Origin of the sequence: Nonomuraea sp. NPDC050202 (genome assembly GCF_040656115.1) — a bacterium.
GTDB lineage: Bacteria > Actinomycetota > Actinomycetes > Streptosporangiales > Streptosporangiaceae > Nonomuraea.
The window spans coordinates 159,493-179,006 of sequence record NZ_JBFALF010000018.1 but is presented as its reverse complement, the minus strand read 5'-3'; the positions used below and the strand labels follow the sequence as shown (position 1 = coordinate 179,006).

Genomic DNA, 19,514 nt, shown 5'->3' with positions numbered 1-19,514 from the left:
GATCAGCCTCCCCACTTCAGCGCCCGGGTCGGGCAGTAACGGACGGCGGCCTCCACCTGGGCGCGCATCGACTCCTCCGGCTCCTCGACGAGCACGCGGACCTTGCCCTTGCGCGGGACCTCGAAGACGTCCGGCGCCTCCAGCTCGCACATCGCGTGCCCCTGGCAGAGGTCCAGGTCGGCTTCCACTCTCACGATCCGCGCCTCCGGTAGCGGACCCGGCACGGCCGGGCGAGCTGGACGACCATCTTGGAATGGTCGTCACGGTAGGAGTCCGGCGGCTGGGCCGGCTCGAACTCCCAGTCCCGCAGCAGCACCGAGAAGATCGCCTTGAGCTGGATCATCGCGAAGTTCGCGCCCACGCAGCGATGCCGGCCCGCGCCGAACGGCACCCAGGTCCACCGGTTGAGCAGGTCCTCCTCGCGCGGCTTGGCGTACCGGGACGGGTCGAAGGCGTCGGGCCGCGGGAAGTCCTCCGGGATCCGGTTCGAGACCGCCAGGCTGCACCCGACCAGGGTCCGCGGCGGGATGCGGTAACCGAGCACCCGCTGCTCCGTCCTGGCCACCCGCAGCAGCAGGATCAGCGGCGGGTGCAGGCGCAGCGCCTCCTTGATCGCCGACTCCAGCAGCGGGATCTCGCGCAGCGCCTGGAAGCTGACCTCGGAGCCGTCGGCGTACAGCTCGTCCAGCTCCGCCACCACCCCGTCCAGGACGCCGGGGTGGCGCAGCAGCTCGATCAGGGTCCAGGCGGCCGTGCCCGAGCTGGTGTGGTGCCCGGCGAACATCATCGAGATGAACATGCCGGTGATCTGGTCCGCGGAGAAGCGCGGGGTGCCGTCGTCCGCCCGGATCGACATGAGCACGTCCAGCAGGTCCCGCTCCTCCCGGGGCGGGCGGGGCGCGGCGGCCCGGCCGTCCATGATGGCCTCCACCAGCGCCACGAGCCGCGCCCTGGCGGCGTCGCGGCGGCGGAAGCTCTCGATGTCGGCGTAGGGGTCGACGTAGGCGATCGCGTCGGTGCCCCGCTCCAGGTCGTGGTAGAGCTCGGCGAAGCGGCGGTCGAGCTGGTCGCGGAAGCGCTTGCCGATCAGGCAGGCCGAGGAGGTGTAGATGGTCAGCTCGGCGAACCAGTCGAGCAGGTCGAGCTCGCCCTCCTCGCCCCACCCCGCGACCATCCGGTCCACCTCGGCGGCGATCGTGGCCGCGTGCCCCTTGAGGAACGAGCCCTTCAGCGCCTGGTTGTGCAGGGCCTCCCGGCGCTGCTCGGGAGTGGCGTCGAAGACCACGCCGGTCCCGAAGATCGGGGTCATGAACGGGTACGCCTCCGCCTGGTCGAGGTCCTCGTCCGGGGCGCGGAAGAAGAACTCGTTCGCCTCGGCCCCCGACAGCAGCACGACCGGCCGCCCGGCCAGCAGGAACCGCCCGACGTCCCCGCACTCCGCGCGCACGCGGCGCATCAGCCCGATGGGGTCGGCGCGCAGCTCTTCCAGGTGGTCGGGGCCGCCGGAGACGACGGCGGGCTCCCTCACGACTCGACCGCCCGTTCCGGCTGGACCTCCACCAGCGTGAGGTGCACGCCGCGCGGCGCGGTCGCCACCGTCACGATCACCGCGGCGACCTGCTCCGGCCGCAGGAAGTACGGATGGCGCGCCAGCCCCCAGTGCACCCACTCCTCCAGCACCGTGGCGGTCGTCTCCGCGTCCCACGTCATGCCCATCCCCGTCAGCGTCGGGCCCGGCCTGACCAGCGACGTCCGCACGCCGCTGCCCTCCAGCTCCATCCGCATGGCACGGGCCATACCCTCGACGCCGTGCTTCGCCGCGACGTACGCGCCCATCCGGGGCCGGGGCGACGGCACCACGTCGGAGGAGACGAGGACGACGTCGCCGCGCGCCCTGGCCACCATGCCGGGCACCACCTGCGAGACCACCCGGTGCGCGCCCACCAGGTGCACCTGGAGCTGCGCGGCGAAGGCCTCGGGGTCCAGCTCGTGAACGCGCGCGGCGGCCAGGTCACCGGCACCCGAGACGACGATCTCCGGATCGCCGTGCGCGTCGGTGGCCGCCGCCACGAAGGCCTTGACCGAGTCGGAGTCGGAGACGTCCAGCGGGAGGGCGACCGCCTGCCCGCCGCGCTCGCGGATGGTCGCGGCGACCTGCTCGCAACGGTCCGCGCGGCGGGCGCCGAGGGCCACGGGATGGCCCGCGGCGGCGAGCAGGGTGGCGGTGGCCGCGCCGATCCCGGACGAGGCCCCGGTGACGAGCGCGGGGCGGCGTCCGGGGTGGGGGGCGAATCGGGGCATGGAGGCGGACCTCCTATCGGGGGATGACGGTCATGGGTAAGGCGGCGAAGCCGCGGACGTTGACGGAGTGCACGCGTACGGCCTTGTCCGCGTCCACGTCGTAGGCCCGGACCCGGCGGACGAACTCGGTCAGGGCCAGCCGCGCCTCCAGGCGGGCCAGGCCCGCCCCGAGGCAGAAGTGCCGGCCGCCGCCGAAGCTGATCAGCGGCGCGGTGTCGCGATCGAGGTCGTAGCGGTCGGGCTCGGCGAACACCCGCTCGTCGCGGTTGGCCGACCCGACCAGCAGCAGCATGCGCGCGCCCGCGGGGACGAGCGTGCCGTGCAGCTCGCTGTCCCGGGTGACGGTACGGGCGATCTGCTGGCTGGAGGTGTCGTAGCGCAGCGTCTCCTCCACCCACGCGGGCACCCGGCCGGGATCGGCCAGCGCCTTGGCGAGCTGCTCCGGATGGCGCCAGCCCCAGTACAGGGCGTTGGCCAGCAGCTTGGTGGTGGTCTCGTTGCCGGCCACGACCATGAGGAACAGGAAGGCGACGATCTCCTCGCCGGTCATGCGGTCCCGCCCCTCCCCGGCGGCGAGCAGCGCGGAGGTGAGGTCGGGGCCCGGCCTGCGGCGCCGCTCGGCGACCAGGTCCTGGTAGTAGCCGGCCAGCACGAGCGCCGCCTCCATGCCGGCCCGCGGGATGTCGTTCAGCCCCTCCTCGCGGTGCACGACGAGGTCCGCGAGCCGCCGCACCTCGTCGCGGTCGGCCTCCGGCACGCCCACCAGCTCGGAGACGACGTCCATCGGCAGCTTGCCCGCGAAGTCGGCGATCACGTCGAACCCGCCCGCGGCCACGGCCGGCTCCAGGTGCCGGCGGGCCAGCCGCAGGATGTCGCCCTCCAGCTCGCGCACCCGCCGCGGCGTGAAGCCCTTCGAGACCAGCGTGCGCATCCTGGTGTGCGAGGGCGGGTCCATGGCCAGGAACGACATGGTCCGGTGCGCGGCCGGGCCCCACGCGCTCGGGTCGAGGGAGACGCCGTTGGCGCTGGAGTACCGCTCGTGGTCGCGGAAGGCGGCCGACACGTCGGCGTGCCGCGAGATCGCCCAGAAGTCGAGCTCGTCGTTGCGGTAGAGCGGCGCCTGGTCGCGCAGCCGCCGGTAGGCGGGGTACGGGTCCTCGTGGATCGCGTAGTCGTACGGGTCGTAGGACGGGCTGCCCTGCACGGCGACCACCCCCTCAGAAGAGCAGCTCGGCCACCTCGGCGAGCCGGTCGGCCATCTCGGCGTAAGAGCTGTAACCCATGCCCGCGTGCACCAGCGCGCCCGCGTACGCGAACTCCAGCGCGTTGAGCACGCGCGCCTGCTCCGGCGCCGGGCGTTCGGCGCCGGGGTCGAGCGCCGCCAGCAGGCGGCGGTGGATGGTCCTGCCGATGCGCAGCCGCAGCTCCCGCACGTCCGGGTCGGTGCCGAGCAGCGCGGACGTGCAGGCGGCGGCGAGCTCCGGCTCGTCGGAGACCAGCAGCGCGATCTCCCGCAGCACCGCGATCACCCGCTCGCGCGGCTCCCGCGGCGACGGCGGGATCGGCGGCAGGGCGCGCAGCCGCCGCCAGAACACCTCCGTGATCAGGTGGTTCTTGGAGGTGAAGTACGTGTACGCGGTGGCGGGCGCGACCCCCGCGCGGCGCGCCACGTTGCGCACGGTGAACCCGTCGAACCCGGTCGCCCGGACCTCCTCGACGGCCGCGTCGGTGAGCCTGCGCACCGTGTCGGCCTGCCGGCCGGACAGCCGGCGGCGGGTCGGCTCCGTCATCGCTTCGCCGGACATGTGTCCAGACGCTAGTTCAGGTAGGTGCCCGGCGCAAGAGGGCCGCGAGGGGTCGCCGTGCGGTCTCGCTGAGCCCGGTGCGCGAGCCCAGATGGCGCACGTTGTCCCTGTGGCCGCGCCGGAATGATGGTTACCCTGCCAGAATGTCACTCAGTCTTCGATCGTCCGGTGCGGTGGCGCTCGCCGCCGCCGCGCTCGCCACGACCACCATCACGCAGGCGGCCCCCGCTGCCGCCGCGGACCGCGTCTTAAGGGTCTACAGCAACAACATCGAGAACCTGGTGCGGAACAACGCCGACGGCACCTGCACCCGGATCTCGGGCCCCGACCACCTCCGCTCGATGCTGGTCGACGACAACGGCGCGACCGGCACCTCCGGCGTGCAGGCCCCCGACCTCCTCATCGTGCAGCAGGTACGCGGCACCGGGCAGGCCACGGCCTACGCCGACCAGCTCTCCGCCAAGTTCGGCCACCCGGCCGGCACCTACCGGGCGATCGTGGCCTGGGACGACCCCGAGCCGTGGGGCGGCTCCCACCACTGCAGCCAGCAGTCGCTCGGCGACCTGAAGAAGAAGCAGACCAACGCGATCGTCTACAACACCAGGACGCTCAGCCTCGCGGACACCTCGAAGTACTGGAGCGCGGGCTGGCTGAAGCCGGGCGCCGCCTACAACGGCGGGGCCGGGTGCACGCTGTACAAGCCGCCGAGCAACGACGACGGCGCCGCGTACGCGTACAAGTGGAAGCGCACCAGCGCCATCGCCGCCAGGTTCACGATCAAGGGAACGGGCACGTCGGTCTTCGCCGCGACCATGCACCTGCCCGAGCAGAACGGGCAGCACGCCTGCGCGGGCGCGGGTGACACCGGCATCGCCGGCTCCGGCATCCACGTCGGCGCCGACGCCACGAGCCTGATGAACGCCTCGGCGATCCGCGTGATCGGCGTCGACGCGAACCGCACCGGCATCGCCCCCGCCGCCCTCGCCGGCTTCGGCATGACCGGCTACGGGGCGAAGGCGACCATGGGCTCCAGGAAGATCGACTACCTGTTCGTCAAGGGCGCCGTGCGGCCGTCGAGCGTCGACCACACGGTGAGCGGCACCAAGTCGAACCACCTGGCGCTGTACGGGTTCATCGCGTACTGAGCCGGTTAAGGCCCATCGTGTCCGGCGCCGGGCCGACCGCGTGGCGCATGACCTCCAGGGGCACCGTGGGGAAGGGCACGCTGCCGCCAGCTCGGTCAGGCCGATGGTGCCGCCCGACATCAGCCGGACGTCGCAGGCGGCGGCCGGCACGCACCGCCGTGGCCGGCCGTCTCGATCATCTGCGGGTCCTCTCTCGTCAGGTCACCTGGCCGCTGCTCCAGGCCCAGGCGGCGATGCCGACCCGGTTGGCGGCGCCCACCTTGCGCTGGATGTGGGCGATGTGCGTCTTCACGGTGCCCGGGCTGATGGTCAGCTCGCCGGCGATGCGGGCGTTGGTGTGCCCGCGCGCCACCAGGCGGGCGATCTCCAGCTCGCGGGCGGTGAGCGGGTCCTCCAGCGGCGGCGGTGGCCGGCGGGTCAAGCCCTGGAGGAGGCGTACGGTCACCTGGGGGCTGATCAGGGTGTCGCCCGCCATCGCCGCGCGGACGGCCTCCACCAGCAGGGCGGGGCCCGACCGTTTCAGCAGGAAGCCGCAGGCGCCCGCGCGCAGGGCGGTGTGGACGTACTCGTCCAGGTCGAACGTCGTCACGACGATCACGCGGGTCTCGGCCGCGAGCCGCCTGGTGACCTCCAGCCCGTCCAGGCCCGGCATGCGGACGTCGGCGAGGACCACGTCCGGGCGCAGGTGGCGGGCCAGCTCGACGGCCCGCGTGCCGTCGGCCGCCTCGCCCACCACGGTCATGTCCGGCTGCGCGTCGAGGATCAGCCGGAAGCCGATCCGCACGTCCTCCTGGTCGTCGGCGAGCAGGATCCGTGTCGTCATGCGGGATCCCCCGGGAGTCCGCGGGCGGTCATGCGGGGATCTCCGCGTCGACCCGCCAGCCGCTCCCGTGCGGGCCCGCCGCCAGCCGTCCGCCGCGCGCCTCCAGCAGGTCGCCCAGGCCCGCGAGCCCGAAACCGCCGATCCTGGTGCTCGGCGAGCTGCCGCCGCCGTCGTCCGCCACCCGCACCCGCAGGACACCGCCCTTCTCACGGACCTCCACCGCCACGGTCGTGGCCCGCGGCGCGTGCCGGCGCACGTTCGTGAGCGCCTCGGTCACCACACGGTAGGCCAGGGACGACACCTCGGGCCGCGGCGCCAGCCCCGGCTCGACCGCCAGATCGACCCGCACGCCGGGCGAGAACGCGTCGGCCAGCCGCTCCAGCCCCTCGATCCCCGGCCCCCGCTCGCCCAGCGCGTGCACCGTGCGGTCGAGCGAGGCCAGCGCCCGCTGCCCGGCGTCCTCGATGCGCCGCAGCGCGTCGGCGACCGGCTCCGGCAGCGAGCCCGCCACCACCTGGGCGGCCTGAGCCTGCACCAGCATGCCGTTGACGTCGTGGGCGACGAAGTCGTGCAGGTCGCGGGCCAGCCCGAGCCGCTGCGCCCGGGCGGCCTCCTCGACCGCGCGCCGCCGGCCGTCGTCCAGCCTGCGCAGGTAGAGCCCGATCCCGGTGGCCGCCACCGCGCCGAGCGCCCAGGCCGAGCACGCGCCCACCACCAGCTGCGGCGGACCCTGCCACACGGCGCGCAGCAGGATGAGCGCCACCGCCGAGCCGCTCAGCACCGCGGAGACGGCCGCCCGGCGCGCGGGGGAGCGCCGGACGGTGAGGACGGTGAGGATCAGGAGCACCGACACCTCGGCCACCAGCGCCACGGCGTCGGCGCTCGCCCATCCGGCCGCCGGATGCGCCAGCGTGACGGCGAGGGACGCCGCCCCGGCAGCCCCCGCCACCCCGGCCACCCGGACCCTCGCCCCGCCGTTCCGCTTCACGGTCGCGAGCCTAGCCACGTACGCCTACCCGGCATGGCCGCGCACGGCCACCGGATGCGCCTCCAGCGGCCCGCCGCGCCCGCACGACCGGCACGCGCCCCGGCGCCGCAAGTGGTACGCCAGGGTCGCGGCGGCCAGCGCCACCCCCCACAGCGGCCACACCAGCGACGGCGCCCACGTCGCCCACATGTCCCAGTCGTAGTCGTGCACCATGCGCAGCCGCCAGAACGTCAGCCCTCCCGACAGCACGATCACCGACACGATCGAGGCCGGGACGACGGCCAGCATGGGCGGCACCGGCCGGCCCGCCCTGAACCAGATCCACCGCGGGTAGATCTCGCCCCAGCGCTGCACGAGCCCGAGCGTGAGTATCGCCCCTCCCAGCCCCATCAGGCTGAGGAACAGCCCGGCCCAGCGCAGCCCCGACTCGTCCAGCCACTGCCAGAACTCCTCGGTGATCCCCAGCGGGATGCCCGCCGCCCAGGCGAAGCGGCTGGCGTCGTACGCGGCGGGGATGGCCGCCGCGACCACCACCGCCCACAGCCCCCAGCGCCGCGCCGCCACCGGTGTGGCCCACCGCGCCGTACGGTGCCCGCCCCGCCCGCAGGCCACGCACCTGCCCGCCGTGCGCCGCTGGTAGGCCAGGGCCGCCAGCGCCCACAGCAGCCCGCCCGCCAGCACGATGAACAGGTTGACCCGCGACCACGGCACCAGCTCCGCCATCGGCTGCCCGCCCGGCACGCCGGTGAAGGCGAACACCGCGAGCAGCGGCGCGTACGCCACCAGCATCAGCACCCGGTTGTCGGGCACCACCACGGTCAGCCCGGCCGCCGCCGCCCACGCGAACCCGAGCAGCAGCGGCCTGCCCCGCCGCACCCCTCGCGCGGTCGCCAGCCCGGCGACCGCACCCAGCGCGCCCAGCACCGCGATCAGCGGCGCCGCCACCTGCCTGGTCGCCTCCCCGAGCATCGACAGCCCGGGTTCCCAGTCGGGGTCGGTCCTGCCGAAGGGGAACCCGCTGCCGCCGAGCGCCCAGAACAGCCCGAGCGCCCCGTAACCCAGCGACCACGCGGCTGCCGCGTACCCGGCCCATCGGGGCCATCTCGCCATGATTGTCTTCATGGCTCAAGCCTCGGACCAGGCAGGAGCCGTGCCCATCCGCCGTTCGGCAGATCTCGCCCGGTGCGGGCCGCCGTCCCTCGGCCGAAGGACGGATCACAGGCCGGCGAGGAAGTCCAGGGCGATCGCCCAGGCGCGCTCGGCCGCCTCGGCGTCGTGGTCGGGCAGGTCCGGATCGGTGAACAGGTGCCCCACGCCGGGATAGCGGAAGACCTCCACGTCGGCCCTGGCCTTGCGCATGGCGAGGTACCAGCTGTTCAGCCAGTCGGCGGGCTCGTAGGTGTCGGGGTCGGCGACGTGCAACTGAACGGGCAGGTCGTCGGCCGAGACACCCTCGGCCATGTCGGAGGTGCCGTGCATGAGCAGCAGGCCGAGGGAACGCTCGTCGCCCAGGGCGAGGTTCTGCGCGATCGCCGCGCCGAGCGAGAAGCCCGCGTAGACCAGGCGCTCGTCCGACAGCGGGGCCGCCGCGGCCACGGCCCGCCTCAGCAGCTCGTCCCGGCCGATCTCCTCCTTGATCGCGATCCCCTCCTCGGGGGTGTCCACGACCCGGCCGTCGTACAGGTCAGGGACGTGCACCTCGTGACCGGCCGCCCGCAACCTGTCGGCCGCCTGGTGGACGGCGGGCCGGAGACCGTACATCGAGTGCAAGAGGAGAACACGTGCCATGCGCGCAGCTTAGCCAGTGGAGCCGAGTCGTTGCGGGGTCAGGTGCTACCGGTACGGCTGCGCGCAGGGGTCGCGGTAGGGGACGCCGCTCAGGTACCGGGACCACTCCCGCGCGGACAGCGTGCGCCCCGCGTGCTCGCACACCAGTGCCGCCACCGCGTCGCCCTGGACCGGGATCGTGGTGACGGTCCGGTAGTTCCGCACGCCGACCTGCAGCACGCTGTCGTCGGCGCTGAAGCGCAGCTCGTCGCCGAACCCGATCGGCACGGCGGCCAGCTCCTGCCTGGTGGCCACGTCCCAGACGTGCACGAAGTACTCCTCCTGCCGCGAGACGCTCACCGCGGCGACCAGCGTGCTGTCATGGCTGAAGGCGATGTCGGAGATATCGGTGGCGCCCGCCGGGCGCAGCAGGGGCGACAGTTCGATGCCCTGCGCGTGGTCCCAGAGCTGCACGGCGGACGAGCCGAAGGCGACCAGCGGCTTGGTGCGGCTCGCCGCGATGGCGACGCTGTCCCCGCTGTTGAAGCCGGATCCTGTGAGCCGCCCGGTGTCCAGGTCGAGCATCCTGCCGACGCTGGTCACCACGGCCGTGCCGGAGTGCACCACGGCGAGGTGGCCGGTGGCGGTGCCGAGCCGGTGCCGCTTGAGCACCGAGCCGCCTGCGGCGTCCAGGACGAGCAGCTCGTTGCGCGCGTTCCGCTGGCTGGTCTCGGCCAGCGAGAGCACCAGCTTGTCTCCGTCCGGGGTGAATGCCATGGTGACCACGCTCTGCATCGGCGGGACCGGCCACGTCCACAGCGTCCGCCTGGTGCTCACGTCCCACGCCCGCACGAGCCGGGTCTCCTCCGTCACCCCCACCAGCCGCCTGCCCTGGGAGTCGAGCTCGATGGGGCCCGCGTCCCGCGAGTCGGGCAGGGCCGGGCCGAGGCGCCTGCCGTCCCAGGCGCGCAGCAGGTCGTCCGGCGCGGCGGTGATCATCGAAGGGCCGTCGCCGAGGCTGATCACTCTGGCACGGCCGGGGAGCCTGGCGGTCATGCCGCGGGAGCCGGCGTCGAGCGTGACGACCGAGCTGCCGAGCAGGTACCGCACGGTGTTCGCGCCGTCGATCCACGCGTGCTCGGGCTCGCCCTCGGCGTGGTAGGTGAACAGCTCCTGGCCGCCGCCTGTGGTCCACACCCTGATCGTGTTCTGGTACAGGCCGAGCAGGCGGGTCCCGTCCGCCGACACCCACAGGCGGGCGCCGTGGTCGGAGGCGTTCCAGAACGGCTCGTCGGCGCCGGCGAGCCGGCGGCCGGTGCGCGTGTCCCAGGCCTGGATGCCCCCGTTCGCGCAGTACATGCGGGTGCTGTCCGGCGAGAAGGCGACCGCGTGGCACTCCTTCGGCGTCCACGGCCGCACGGACAGGTCGGACAGGCGGATCACCTTCATCCCCTCGTTGAGCCCCATGCCCGCGATGTACTCGCCGGAGGCCGAGATGGCCGGGGACAGGCCCGCCTCCATGTCCGGCCGGTAGGTGCGGCCCGTCCTGACGTTCCAGACGAGCTCCACCGAGCCCGACCGCGTCACGCTCACCAGGTCCTCGTTGTCGCCGAACGCCAGGTTGGGGCGCGGCGTGCCCTCGGCCACCGGCTGCTCGCGCAGCTTCCTGCCCGTCATCGTGTCCCAGGCGGACATCGTGAACCCGTTGAGGACGACGAGGGTCGCGCCGCTGGGGCTGAGCGCCGCCGTGGCGGGCAGCGAGGTGAACCCGCGCGGCCACGTCCAGGACGTGCGCAGCCGCCTGCCGGGCACGTCGTAGACGCGTACGCCGTCCTCTCCGGCCACGGCCCTGATCCGGCCGGAGCCGGCCGCCGCGCTCGCCGAGACGCCCTTGACGGCGGGATCGCGGAAGGCCGCCCGCTCCGGCATGGTCAGCGAGCCCATCAGGCTCTGCCGGGTGTCGGGGCCGGGCGCGAGCCGCCAGCCGGTCACGCTGAGCAGCATCGCCACGGTCGGGTCGGTGGTCCGCAGCCGGTCCGCCTCGGCCGCGACCTGGCGGCCGACGGCCTGGTCACGTTGCAGGGCGACGGCCCTGCTCTGCTCGGAGGCCCGCTGGGCCTGCACGAAGGCCGCGCCCGCGGCCACCACCGTGATAGCCAGCAGCCCGGCCAGCGCCGCCGTGATCGCGCGGCGCTGCGTGGTGCGCCTGCGGGTCAGCGCGGTGGCCGCTTGCAGGAAGGAACGCTCGGCGCTGGTCAGCCGGACGTGCGTGCGTCCGGCCGCCGCCCAGGTGAGCACCTGCTCCAGGCGGCTGCCCTGCAGCAGGTCGCCGTCCTTGCGGCCGTGCTCGATCCAGTGGCGGGTGGCGGCCGACAGCTGGGCGAGCGTAGCCAGCCCCGCGCGGTCGGCGTCCACCCACAGGCGCAGGCGCAGCCAGGCGCGCAGCAGCGCGGGACGCGACAGCGCGACCGCGCCGTTCCGCCGGGTCAGCAGGTAGGCGAAGCGCTCCAGGATCCGCTCGATCCCGGGCCGGCCGTCGGCCAGCTCGTCGAGGGCCGCCCAGCGGACCGTCTCGTGCCCGTCCTCGGTGACGGTCACCAGGCGCAGGAACACCTCGGCCGCCAGGTCGCGCTCCTCGGGCGCGAGGGAGGCGTAGACGTCCTCGGCGATGGCGCCGAGCTCCGGGTCGGACGTCTGCGGCGCGTCCAGGCCCGCCGCCGAACGGCTGCCCGCCGCGAGCAGGTCCCGCACGTCGGAGCCGTCGCCCGACACCAGCGCCAGCAGCAGCTCACGCGCGGTGGGCCGGGAGGCGGGGTCCTTCTCCAGCGCCGCCGTCACCAGCGTGGCCAGCCGGTCCGGCAGCACGCTCAGGTCCGGCTGCGCCGACAGCACCCGGTGCATGACGCCGCCCAGGTTGTCGGCGCGGAACGGATCCTCGCCCGTCGCCGCGAACACCAGCACCGCGCCCCAGGCGAACACGTCCGCCGCCGTCCCCGCCCGCTGCCCGGTGAACACCTCGGGGGCCATGTAACTGGGCGTGCCCGCCACCTCGCCGGTCCTGGTCAGCGACATGTCCGCGGTCCGCGCGATGCCGAAGTCGATCACCCGCGGCCCGTCCGGGCCGAGCAGGACGTTGTCCGGCTTGAGATCGCGGTGGATCACGCCGGCATCGTGGATCGCGGTCAGCGCCGTCGCCACCGCGGTCGCGAGCCGGTGCAGGTCGTCCCCGGTGAACCTGCGCCCGTCCTGTACGGCACGGCGCAGGCTCGGCCCCGGCACGAACTCGCTGACGAGGTAGGGCCTGTCCCCGTCGAGATCGGCGTCCAGCACCCTGGTCGTGCAGAACGACGCCACCCGGCGCGCCGCCTGGGCCTCCTTGGCGAAACGATCGCGCGCCTCGGCGTGCAGCACCTTGACGGCGACCCGTGTCCCCGCCTCGTCGTAGGCCTCGTAGACGACGCCTTGACCGCCCGAGCCCAGCCGCCCGGCCAGCCAGTAGCCTCCGATCCGGGGCGGGTCACCCGCCAGCAAGGGGTCCACGGGAGGTTAGACGCCGCTCGATCGCACGAAGTTGCCGAAGACCCTCGGCGACGGCCGACGTCCGGCACCGCGTTGGGCACCGCGTCCGGCAAAACGCGTCCGGCACCGCGTCCCAGCGCGTCCCAGCGCGTCCGGCATCGCGCGGGGCGAGGCGCGCAGGCGCAGGAGCGCCGGCGCCGGCGGCGAGGCCAGGTGGTCGGAGCGGACCTCCAGCGCGGCCCCCGAAGCTCCGGTTGCCGGACAGCGCGGCGCAAGTTGAAGATCGTTATAGTCTATGAACTGACGACGGGACAGGACAGTGATGAGCGGATCAGCGGCCGAGCTCTACACGACCAAGGCGGACTACGCCTACCTCAGGGTCAAGGAGCTGATCCTGTCCGGCACCCTGCGCCCCGGCTCCGTCATCGCGCAGGCCCAGCTGGCCCGCGAGATCGGCATCAGCACCACCCCGCTGCGCGAGGCGCTGCGCCGGCTCAAGAGCGAGGGCCTGGTCGAGCTCGACGCCCACCGCGACGCCCGCGTCGCGCCCCTGGCCGCAGAGGAGGCCCGCGACCTGCTGGAGCTGCGCCGCTCCCTCGATCCGCTCGCCGTCGCGCTGGCCGCCGAGCGCCGCACCAAGGCCGACATCGCCGCCATGCGCGCCGCCCTCGACGGCCTCGAACCGCTGCCGGGCAACCCCACGTACGAGCAGCTCGTCGCGCACCGCACGTTCCACCGGGCCCTGTACACCGCCTCGCACAACGACCTGCTCATCCAGACCCTCGACGGGCTGTGGGACAAGGCCGACCGCTACCGCCGCCTGGCCCTGGAGGCCGAGCGCGGCCAGGCGGCCCGCGACCGCAAGGCCGCCGAGCACGAGGCCCTGCTGGAGTACGTCATCGCGGGCGAGGCCGACTCGGCCGCCGCCGTCATGCGCGAGCACATCGACACCAGCCTCGGCGCCCAGGCCGCCTCGCGCCTGCGCAAGCAGCACCCCGGACCGGACACCGACGGCGAGCCCTGACGGCCGCCGCCCTCACAGGCACTCCGAGGAGGAGGCCCGTTCGTGACGGCCGCTCCCGCATCATGTGATGAAACGATGACGACGCGGCCGAGCCGGTGATCCGCCTGATTGCCTGAGTGCCATGCAACCGACGAACCTCTCTCCCCGCACCCTCCTGGCCATCCTGGCCGTGGCCGCGCTCGCGGGCTGCGGCGCCCCCACCTCTGCAGCGGACCGGGAAGAGGTGCCCGGGACCGGCGTCAGGGTGTTGTGGATGGGCGACTCCATCGCGGGCGCGCAGGCCCCGGCCCTGGAGGCGGCGCTGGAGGCCGGCGGCGTGGCGTTCAGGAACGCCACGTCCGACGGCGGCGGCAACGTCGTCGCGGGCGACCACGAGGTGACGGCCATGGCGGCCGAGGACACCTGGAAGGCGCTGCGCGAGAACCTCACCACCTTCCGCCCGACGGTGGTCGCCTACCAGATCACCGGCTACGACTGGGGCACCCCCGCCCAGCAACGGTCGGCCTACCGGAAGCTCGCCCGGTCGGCCGAGGACGCCGGCGCCCGGCTCGTGCTGGTGTCCGCGCCGCCGTTCAAGATCGACGAGTTCTTCGAGCCGCACGAGAAGGCCATCAGGAGCGCCCCCGTGATGGCCGCCAAGGCCGCCGCAGCCGCTCACGCCCGCTACCTGGACGCCGCCGAGCTGTGGGGGGATGATCACGCCGCCGCCAAGGCCCAGCGCGCCAAGGACGGCATCCACTCCTGCCAGCAGGGGGCGGCGGCCTTCGCCACCTGGTTCGCCAAGCGGCTCGGCGAGCTGACCGGCTTCACCCCGGCCGCCCCCGCCACCTGGGCCACCGGTCCGTGGACCGGCGACGAACGCTACGTCAAGCTCGGTTGCGGCTGATGCAGCCCGCCTCCCCTCGCCGCACGCCCGACGACGCCGCCCTCGACGGGCCGCTGGAGCCGGCCTCCCGTCCGGTCCGGATCGGGTCGGGGGATCCCGCCTCTCATCAGGCCCGGATCGGGTCGCGGGAACCGGCCTCCCGTCAGGTCCGCATCGGGTCGCTCGACGGGTTGCGCGGGTTCGCCGTCGCCGCGGTCCTGCTGTTCCACGCCGGGCACCTGCGCGGCGGGTTCCTGGGCGTCGACCTGTTCTTCGTGCTGTCCGGATTCCTGATCACCGGCCTGCTGCTGGCGGAGCTCGGCGGGCGGGGCCGTCCCGACCTGGCGGCCTTCTGGGGTCGCCGGGCCCGCCGGCTCCTGCCCGCGCTGACCGTCATGGTCCTGTCGGCGCTGCTGCTGGCCTGGGCGTGCGCCAGGCCGGACCTGCTCGGCCCCGCCCTGAGGGACGCGCCGTGGGTCGCCGCCCAGAGCGTGAACTGGCACTACATCGGCGAGCGGATCGGATACTGGAACGCCTCGGGCACCCGCCTGTTCGCCCACCTGTGGAGCATCGGCGTCGAATGGCAGTTCTACCTGGCCTGGCCCCTGATCGTGGCGCTCGCCGGGCGGGGGCCTGGCGGGCAGCGGCGGGTCGCGCTCGTCGCGGTCGCCGGGGCGGTCGTCTCGCTCCTGCTCATGATCAAGCTGGGTGCTGCCGTGGACACGACCCGCGCCTACGAGGGCACCGACACGCGGGCCTTCTCCCTGCTCCTCGGCGCGGCCGCCGCCACCGCGCCCGTCCGGGACGCCGTGGCCGCCCTGCCGCGCACGGCCGTGGAAACGCTCTGCGCCCTGCTGCTGTGCGGGCTGTCGGGCGCGTGGCTGCTGACCGGCGGGGACGAGGCGCCCGGCCTGTTCCAGGGCGGGATGTTCGCGCACTCCCTGGCCTGCGCGGCGCTGATCGCGCTCCTGGCCCACCGGCCGGACGGGCTCGCGGGCCGGGTGATCGGCAGCGCCGTACCCCGCCGGCTGGGCGAGCTGTCGTACGGCCTGTACCTGTGGCACTGGCCCGTCTACCTGCTGCTGCCCCGGCCGGCGACCGGCTCCTGGGGATGGACGTCCGCCACGATCGGGCTGTCGCTGCTCGCTGCGGTAGTCTCGAAGGCCGCCGTCGAAGACTCGGTACGGCTGCGCGCCCGCTGGGCCACCGGCCGGCGCGGCTGGGCGGCCCTGACCGTCACCGCCGTGACGGCGGCCGGGTTGTGGGCCGCGATCCCCCGGCCGGAGCCGGGCGCGGGGACGGTCGACGTGAGCAGGCTCGGCCAGCCGTGACCGGAGACATCATGCCGAACAGGAGAAACGAGCACATGCCAGGGACGCCACGGCCCGCCCTGTCCGCTCCGCGCCACACGGCGAAAGCCGCCGCCCCGGCCGCCTCCGCCGCTCCGTGCCACACGGCGAAGGCCCCCGCCGCCCCGGCCGCCTCCGCGTCAGGCCGAGGGGAGGTCGCCTTGGCCGTGCCGGGTCGAGCGGGGGGCGGCCCGGCAGCGCGGCGTCGCGTGGTGGCCGTACTGGTCGCGGTGGCGGCGCTGGCGGGTTGCGGGATCGCCGACACCGGCGTGCTGCCCGCGGGCGAGCCGGCCCGGGGTGGCCTGACCACGGACAGCAGCAGCCTGCTGCGGGTCTACTTCGTCACCCCTGAGGGCACCTGGCCGGTGTCCCGCCCCGCGCCGGCCGGAGACCGCCTGCAACACGCCATGGACGCGCTGCTGGCCGGCCCCACGGCGGCCGAACGCGGGCGAGGGCTGGTCACCGAGCTGCCCCCGGCGTCCCGGCGGGTGCGGGCGCGGACGGCGGGCGGCCGGGTCGAGCTCCGTCTCCCGTGGCTGGTGCGCGACCTGCGGCCGGTGGCGGTGAGCCAGCTCGTCTGCACGGCCGCGGCAGGCGCCGGCGACACTCCCGGGGCCGCCACGGACGCCGGCGACGCCCCCACGGCCCCCACGGCCGCCGCGGGCACCGGCGACGCCACCGTCATCGAGGTGTTCGAGCCCGGCATGACAGACCACCCCTGGCCGGTCAGATGTGACGCGAGCGGATCGGCCGTCCCCGCCGCTCCGGCAGGCTCCTCATGACCCGGGTGCTGGTGATCGAGGACGACCCCGCCGTGCGCCGGGGCGTGAGCCTCGGCCTGCGCCACCGCGGCCACGAGACGCTGCTCGTCGCGACCGGCGAGGACGGGCTGGCCGAGCTCGTCGCGAGCGCCCCCGACATCGTGCTGCTCGATCTGATGCTGCCCGGCATGAGCGGCCTGGAGACCTGCCGCCGCATCCGCGCGTTCAGCCAGGTGCCCATCGTGATCCTGTCCGCCCGCGACGACGACGTGGACATCGTCGTGGGCCTGGAGGCGGGCGCCGACGACTACGTGATCAAACCGGCCAGCAGCGAGGTCATCGAGGCCCGTATGCGCGCCGTGCTGCGCCGCACCGCCGCCCCCGCCTCCTCCGCCCAGGCCCGCACCACCCACGGCGACCTGCTCGTCGACCGGGTCTCCCTGCGCGTGCTCAAGCACGGCACGCAGCTCGCGCTGGCGCCGGCGGAGCTGAAGCTGCTGCTGTTCCTGTCGGCCGCGCCCGAGCACACCTTCAGCCGCCAGCAACTCCTGGAGCAGGTGTGGGAGCACAGCTTCCACGGCGACTACCGGCTGGTCGACGCGTGCGTGATGCGGCTGCGGGCCAAGATCGAGGACGACTCCCGCAACCCCCGCTACATCCAGACCGTGCGGGGCTTCGGCTACCGGTTCGGCCCGCTGTGATCCGGCCGTCGCTGGTGAGGGGGCTGCGGGCCCAGCTCGTCCTGGTGTTCCTGGTGGTCTCCGCGCTGAGCGCGCTGACCGCCGCCGCGTTCACGTTCCGCCAGGGCCAGAGCGCGATCGTGTCCCGCGCCCAGGCCGACGCCCTCCAGGAGCTGCGCGCCCACCTCGCCTCCCTGGCCCCCGACCTGCCCGCCGATCCCGGCGAGGCGGACCTGCGTACGCTGGCGCTGCAGCTGGACCGGGCGGCGGGCACGCGCGGCCGGCACACCGCGCTGTCCTACCGCGGCGGCCCGCTCGTCGCCGCGGGGACGCAGGCGCCGCCGGTGCCCGCGGGCCTGCGTGCCGAGGCGGCCTCGGCGACGACCGCGCTGGCCCAGCGCTTCCATCACGGCGAGACGCCCTGGCTGGCCGTGGCGCTGCCCGTCACGGCCGCCGCCTCCCCGGACGGCCCGCCGCCGCTCGTCGTCTACGCCTCCTTCTCGCTGGCCTCCCAGCAGCAGGACGTGGACGCCCTGGCCGCCGCGGCCCGCGCCGGCGCCCTGCCCGTCGTCCTGGCCTCCGTCGTCGTCGCGCTGCTGGCCGCGCGCCGGTTGCTCCGGCCGGTACGCAGGCTCCGTACGGCCGCCGAGCGGATGGCGGGCGGCGGCCTGGACACGCGGGTGACCGTCACCGGCGACGACGAGCTGGCCGACCTCGGCCGCACCTTCAACACGATGGCGGCCACGCTCCAGGCGGACGCGGCGGCCCTGCGCGCCATGGAGGCGCGGGCACGGCGGTTCGCCGCCGACGTCTCCCACGAGCTGCGCACCCCGCTGGCGGCCATGAGCGCCGTGACCGAGGTCCTGGACGCCGACGCCGCCTCAGGCCGCCTCGCGCCGCTCACCGCCGAGGCCCTGCACCTGGTCTCCGGCGAGACCCGCAAGCTCACCCGCCTGGTCGAGGACCTGATGGAGGTGTCACGCTTCGACGCCGGCGCCGCCGTGCTGAACCTCGACGAGGTGGACGTGGCCCAGTTCGTCGCCAAGACGCTCGCGCTGCGGCACTGGCAGGACCGGGTTCGCACCGACCTCCCGCCGGGGCTGCGCGCCCGCCTCGACCCGCGCCGCGCCGACGTCATCCTCGCCAACCTCGTCGGCAACGCGCTGCGGCACGGCGGCCCGGAGGTGTCGGTGCTCGTCCAGGTGCGGGCCGAGGCCGGCCGCCTCACCGTCACCGTCTCCGACGACGGGCCCGGCATCCCCGCCGACCTGCTGCCCCATGTCTTCGACCGCTTCACCAAGGCCGACGGCGCCCGCGCCCGGTCCGATGGCAGCGGCCTCGGCCTGGCCATCGCCACCGAGAACGCGCACCTGCACGGCGGCACCCTCACCGCGCGCAACGCCCCTCACGGGGGAGCCGTCCTCACCCTCACCCTGCCTGCGGATCCGCCATGAGTGCTCGCCCAGTTAAGTTAGGCTTGCCTAATCTAGCGAGGAGGAGTCCGATGGCGACGGAATCGGCACGGCGTGCGCCTCGGTGCACCACCGGTGTGGTGCTGCGTACCGAGCAGTTGACCCCGCACATGATCCGCGTGGTGCTGGGCGGCGAGGGGCTCGCCGGGTTCAGTGCGGGAGAGTTCACCGACCATTATGTGAAGCTGCTGTTCCCGGTGCCGGGAGTGACGTATCCGGAGCCGTTCGACATGGGGGTGATCCGCGCCGAGCTGCCCCGCGAGCAGTGGCCCGTCATGCGGACCTACACCGTGCGCTCCTGGGACCCGCAGGCACGGGAGCTGGCCATCGACTTCGTCTGCCACGGCGCGCAGGGCCTCGCGGGGCCATGGGCGATGCAGGCGAAGCCGGGCGACGTGATCCGCTTCATGGGGCCCGGCGGGGCGTACGCGCCCAGCCCCGAGGCCGGCTGGCATCTGCTCGCCGGCGACGAGAGCGCCCTGCCGGCCATCGGCGCCGCGCTGGAGCGGGTGCCCGCCGGAGCGCCCGCCAAGGTCTTCGTCGAGGTGGCGGACCCCGCCGAGGAGCAGGAGCTGCCGACCGCCTGCGACGCCGAGGTCGTGTGGCTGCACCGCGAGGGCGGCCAGGTCGGCGAGGCCCTGGTGCGGGCGGTGCGGGAGGCCAAGTTCCTGGACGGCACCCTGCACGCCTTCGTGCACGGCGAGGCGGCGTTCGTCAAGGAGCTGCGGCGGTACCTGCGCGTGGAGCGGGGCGTGCCGCTGGAGCAGCTCTCCATCTCCGGCTACTGGCGGCTGGGGCGGGACGAGGACGGCTGGCAGTCCTCCAAGCGGGAGTGGAACCAGCAGATCGAGGCTGAAGAGGCGAAGGTCCTGAGCGACTCGCCCGCGGGATGAGCCGGTGACCGTCCGGCCGCTCTCCTCCGGCGGGCCGGGCGGTCACCTCCCGCCCGGCCCGTTCACGATCGGAGCGGGCGGCATGACAGGGACGTCCCGCCGCCGGCGAAGGTGTTTCTCCG

Annotated in this window: 18 protein-coding genes; 8 read left to right on the top strand and 10 right to left on the bottom strand. The window is 74.4% G+C overall.

Going from position 1 to position 19,514, the window contains the following annotated elements; genetic code table 11:
• Positions 1-2 precede the first annotated feature (2 nt).
• The 5 genes from AB0I79_RS37230 to AB0I79_RS37210 are packed head-to-tail and all read right to left on the bottom strand — an operon-like array spanning position 3 to position 4,106.
• The gene (locus AB0I79_RS37230; protein ID WP_357883822.1) at positions 3-194 is read right to left on the bottom strand and encodes a ferredoxin; all 192 of its coding nucleotides are present in this window, start codon (positions 192-194) and stop codon (positions 3-5) included.
• A complete protein-coding gene (locus AB0I79_RS37225; protein ID WP_357883819.1) occupies positions 191-1,528 on the bottom strand; it encodes a cytochrome P450 in 1,338 nt (445 codons plus the stop codon). The genes AB0I79_RS37230 and AB0I79_RS37225 overlap by 4 nt, the downstream gene beginning before the upstream one ends.
• Positions 1,525-2,301 (bottom strand): SDR family oxidoreductase, encoded by a 777-nt coding sequence (locus AB0I79_RS37220; RefSeq protein ID WP_357883816.1) that lies wholly within the window; start codon positions 2,299-2,301, stop codon positions 1,525-1,527. Before AB0I79_RS37220 ends, AB0I79_RS37225 begins: the two co-directional genes overlap by 4 nt.
• A gap of 13 nt (positions 2,302-2,314) precedes the next feature.
• The gene (locus AB0I79_RS37215) at positions 2,315-3,514 is read right to left on the bottom strand and encodes a cytochrome P450 (RefSeq protein ID WP_357883813.1); all 1,200 of its coding nucleotides are present in this window, start codon (positions 3,512-3,514) and stop codon (positions 2,315-2,317) included.
• Between the two features lie 4 nt (positions 3,515-3,518).
• Positions 3,519-4,106 (bottom strand): helix-turn-helix domain-containing protein, encoded by a 588-nt coding sequence (locus AB0I79_RS37210; protein WP_357883810.1) that lies wholly within the window; start codon positions 4,104-4,106, stop codon positions 3,519-3,521.
• A gap of 143 nt (positions 4,107-4,249) precedes the next feature.
• Here AB0I79_RS37210 and AB0I79_RS37205 point away from each other — a divergent pair, with 143 nt between their 5' ends.
• Positions 4,250-5,251, top strand: coding sequence for a hypothetical protein (locus AB0I79_RS37205; RefSeq protein ID WP_357883807.1), 1,002 nt, complete (start codon positions 4,250-4,252; stop codon positions 5,249-5,251).
• Positions 5,252-5,447: 196 nt separating this feature from the next.
• Here the strand turns inward: AB0I79_RS37205 and AB0I79_RS37200 are convergent, their stop codons facing one another.
• The 5 genes from AB0I79_RS37200 to AB0I79_RS37180 form a co-directional block, all read right to left on the bottom strand.
• Positions 5,448-6,074 (bottom strand): response regulator transcription factor, encoded by a 627-nt coding sequence (locus AB0I79_RS37200; protein ID WP_357883804.1) that lies wholly within the window; start codon positions 6,072-6,074, stop codon positions 5,448-5,450.
• Between the two features lie 28 nt (positions 6,075-6,102).
• Positions 6,103-7,062 (bottom strand): histidine kinase, encoded by a 960-nt coding sequence (locus AB0I79_RS37195; RefSeq protein WP_357883801.1) that lies wholly within the window; start codon positions 7,060-7,062, stop codon positions 6,103-6,105.
• Positions 7,063-7,086: 24 nt separating this feature from the next.
• Entirely contained in the window at positions 7,087-8,172 is a 1,086-nt protein-coding gene (locus AB0I79_RS37190; RefSeq protein WP_357883798.1) for a hypothetical protein, read from the bottom strand.
• Between the two features lie 105 nt (positions 8,173-8,277).
• A complete protein-coding gene (locus AB0I79_RS37185) occupies positions 8,278-8,850 on the bottom strand; it encodes a dienelactone hydrolase family protein (RefSeq protein ID WP_357883795.1) in 573 nt (190 codons plus the stop codon).
• Between the two features lie 45 nt (positions 8,851-8,895).
• Positions 8,896-12,369, bottom strand: a complete 3,474-nt coding sequence (locus AB0I79_RS37180) for a serine/threonine-protein kinase (RefSeq protein WP_357883792.1) — start codon at positions 12,367-12,369, stop codon at positions 8,896-8,898.
• A 301-nt stretch (positions 12,370-12,670) separates the two neighbouring features.
• Between AB0I79_RS37180 and AB0I79_RS37175 the strand changes: the two genes are divergently transcribed.
• The 7 genes from AB0I79_RS37175 (at position 12,671) to AB0I79_RS37145 (ending at position 19,392) form a co-directional block, all read left to right on the top strand.
• Entirely contained in the window at positions 12,671-13,372 is a 702-nt protein-coding gene (locus AB0I79_RS37175) for a GntR family transcriptional regulator (RefSeq protein ID WP_357883789.1), read from the top strand.
• 121 nt (positions 13,373-13,493) lie between these two features.
• Entirely contained in the window at positions 13,494-14,258 is a 765-nt protein-coding gene (locus AB0I79_RS37170) for an SGNH/GDSL hydrolase family protein (protein WP_357883786.1), read from the top strand.
• Positions 14,258-15,568, top strand: coding sequence for an acyltransferase (locus tag AB0I79_RS37165; protein ID WP_357883994.1), 1,311 nt, complete (start codon positions 14,258-14,260; stop codon positions 15,566-15,568). The genes AB0I79_RS37170 and AB0I79_RS37165 overlap by 1 nt, the downstream gene beginning before the upstream one ends.
• 227 nt (positions 15,569-15,795) lie before the next feature.
• Positions 15,796-16,368, top strand: a complete 573-nt coding sequence (locus AB0I79_RS37160) for a hypothetical protein (RefSeq protein WP_357883783.1) — start codon at positions 15,796-15,798, stop codon at positions 16,366-16,368.
• Complete coding sequence (locus AB0I79_RS37155) at positions 16,365-17,048, top strand: response regulator transcription factor (protein ID WP_357883780.1); 684 nt, start codon at positions 16,365-16,367, stop codon at positions 17,046-17,048. The genes AB0I79_RS37160 and AB0I79_RS37155 overlap by 4 nt, the downstream gene beginning before the upstream one ends.
• Before the next feature lie 14 nt (positions 17,049-17,062).
• Positions 17,063-18,481, top strand: coding sequence for a HAMP domain-containing sensor histidine kinase (locus AB0I79_RS37150; RefSeq protein ID WP_357883777.1), 1,419 nt, complete (start codon positions 17,063-17,065; stop codon positions 18,479-18,481).
• Between the two features lie 50 nt (positions 18,482-18,531).
• Positions 18,532-19,392, top strand: a complete 861-nt coding sequence (locus AB0I79_RS37145) for a siderophore-interacting protein (protein ID WP_357883774.1) — start codon at positions 18,532-18,534, stop codon at positions 19,390-19,392.
• The last annotated feature ends 122 nt before the right edge of the window (positions 19,393-19,514 follow it).

Bases quoted from the DNA above. Each gene is read 5' to 3' on its own strand.
- AB0I79_RS37220 (WP_357883816.1), bottom strand. From the start codon at position 2,301: ATGCCCCGATTCGCCCCCCACCCCGGACGCCGCCCCGCGCTCGTCACC.
- AB0I79_RS37210 (WP_357883810.1), bottom strand. From the start codon at position 4,106: ATGTCCGGCGAAGCGATGACGGAGCCGACCCGCCGCCGGCTGTCCGGC.
- AB0I79_RS37205 (WP_357883807.1), top strand. From the start codon at position 4,250: ATGTCACTCAGTCTTCGATCGTCCGGTGCGGTGGCGCTCGCCGCCGCC.
- AB0I79_RS37200 (WP_357883804.1), bottom strand. From the start codon at position 6,074: ATGACGACACGGATCCTGCTCGCCGACGACCAGGAGGACGTGCGGATC.
- AB0I79_RS37190 (WP_357883798.1), bottom strand. From the start codon at position 8,172: ATGGCGAGATGGCCCCGATGGGCCGGGTACGCGGCAGCCGCGTGGTCG.
- AB0I79_RS37185 (WP_357883795.1), bottom strand. From the start codon at position 8,850: ATGGCACGTGTTCTCCTCTTGCACTCGATGTACGGTCTCCGGCCCGCC.
- AB0I79_RS37175 (WP_357883789.1), top strand. From the start codon at position 12,671: ATGAGCGGATCAGCGGCCGAGCTCTACACGACCAAGGCGGACTACGCC.
- AB0I79_RS37170 (WP_357883786.1), top strand. From the start codon at position 13,494: ATGCAACCGACGAACCTCTCTCCCCGCACCCTCCTGGCCATCCTGGCC.
- AB0I79_RS37165 (WP_357883994.1), top strand. From the start codon at position 14,258: ATGCAGCCCGCCTCCCCTCGCCGCACGCCCGACGACGCCGCCCTCGAC.
- AB0I79_RS37155 (WP_357883780.1), top strand. From the start codon at position 16,365: ATGACCCGGGTGCTGGTGATCGAGGACGACCCCGCCGTGCGCCGGGGC.
- AB0I79_RS37145 (WP_357883774.1), top strand. From the start codon at position 18,532: ATGGCGACGGAATCGGCACGGCGTGCGCCTCGGTGCACCACCGGTGTG.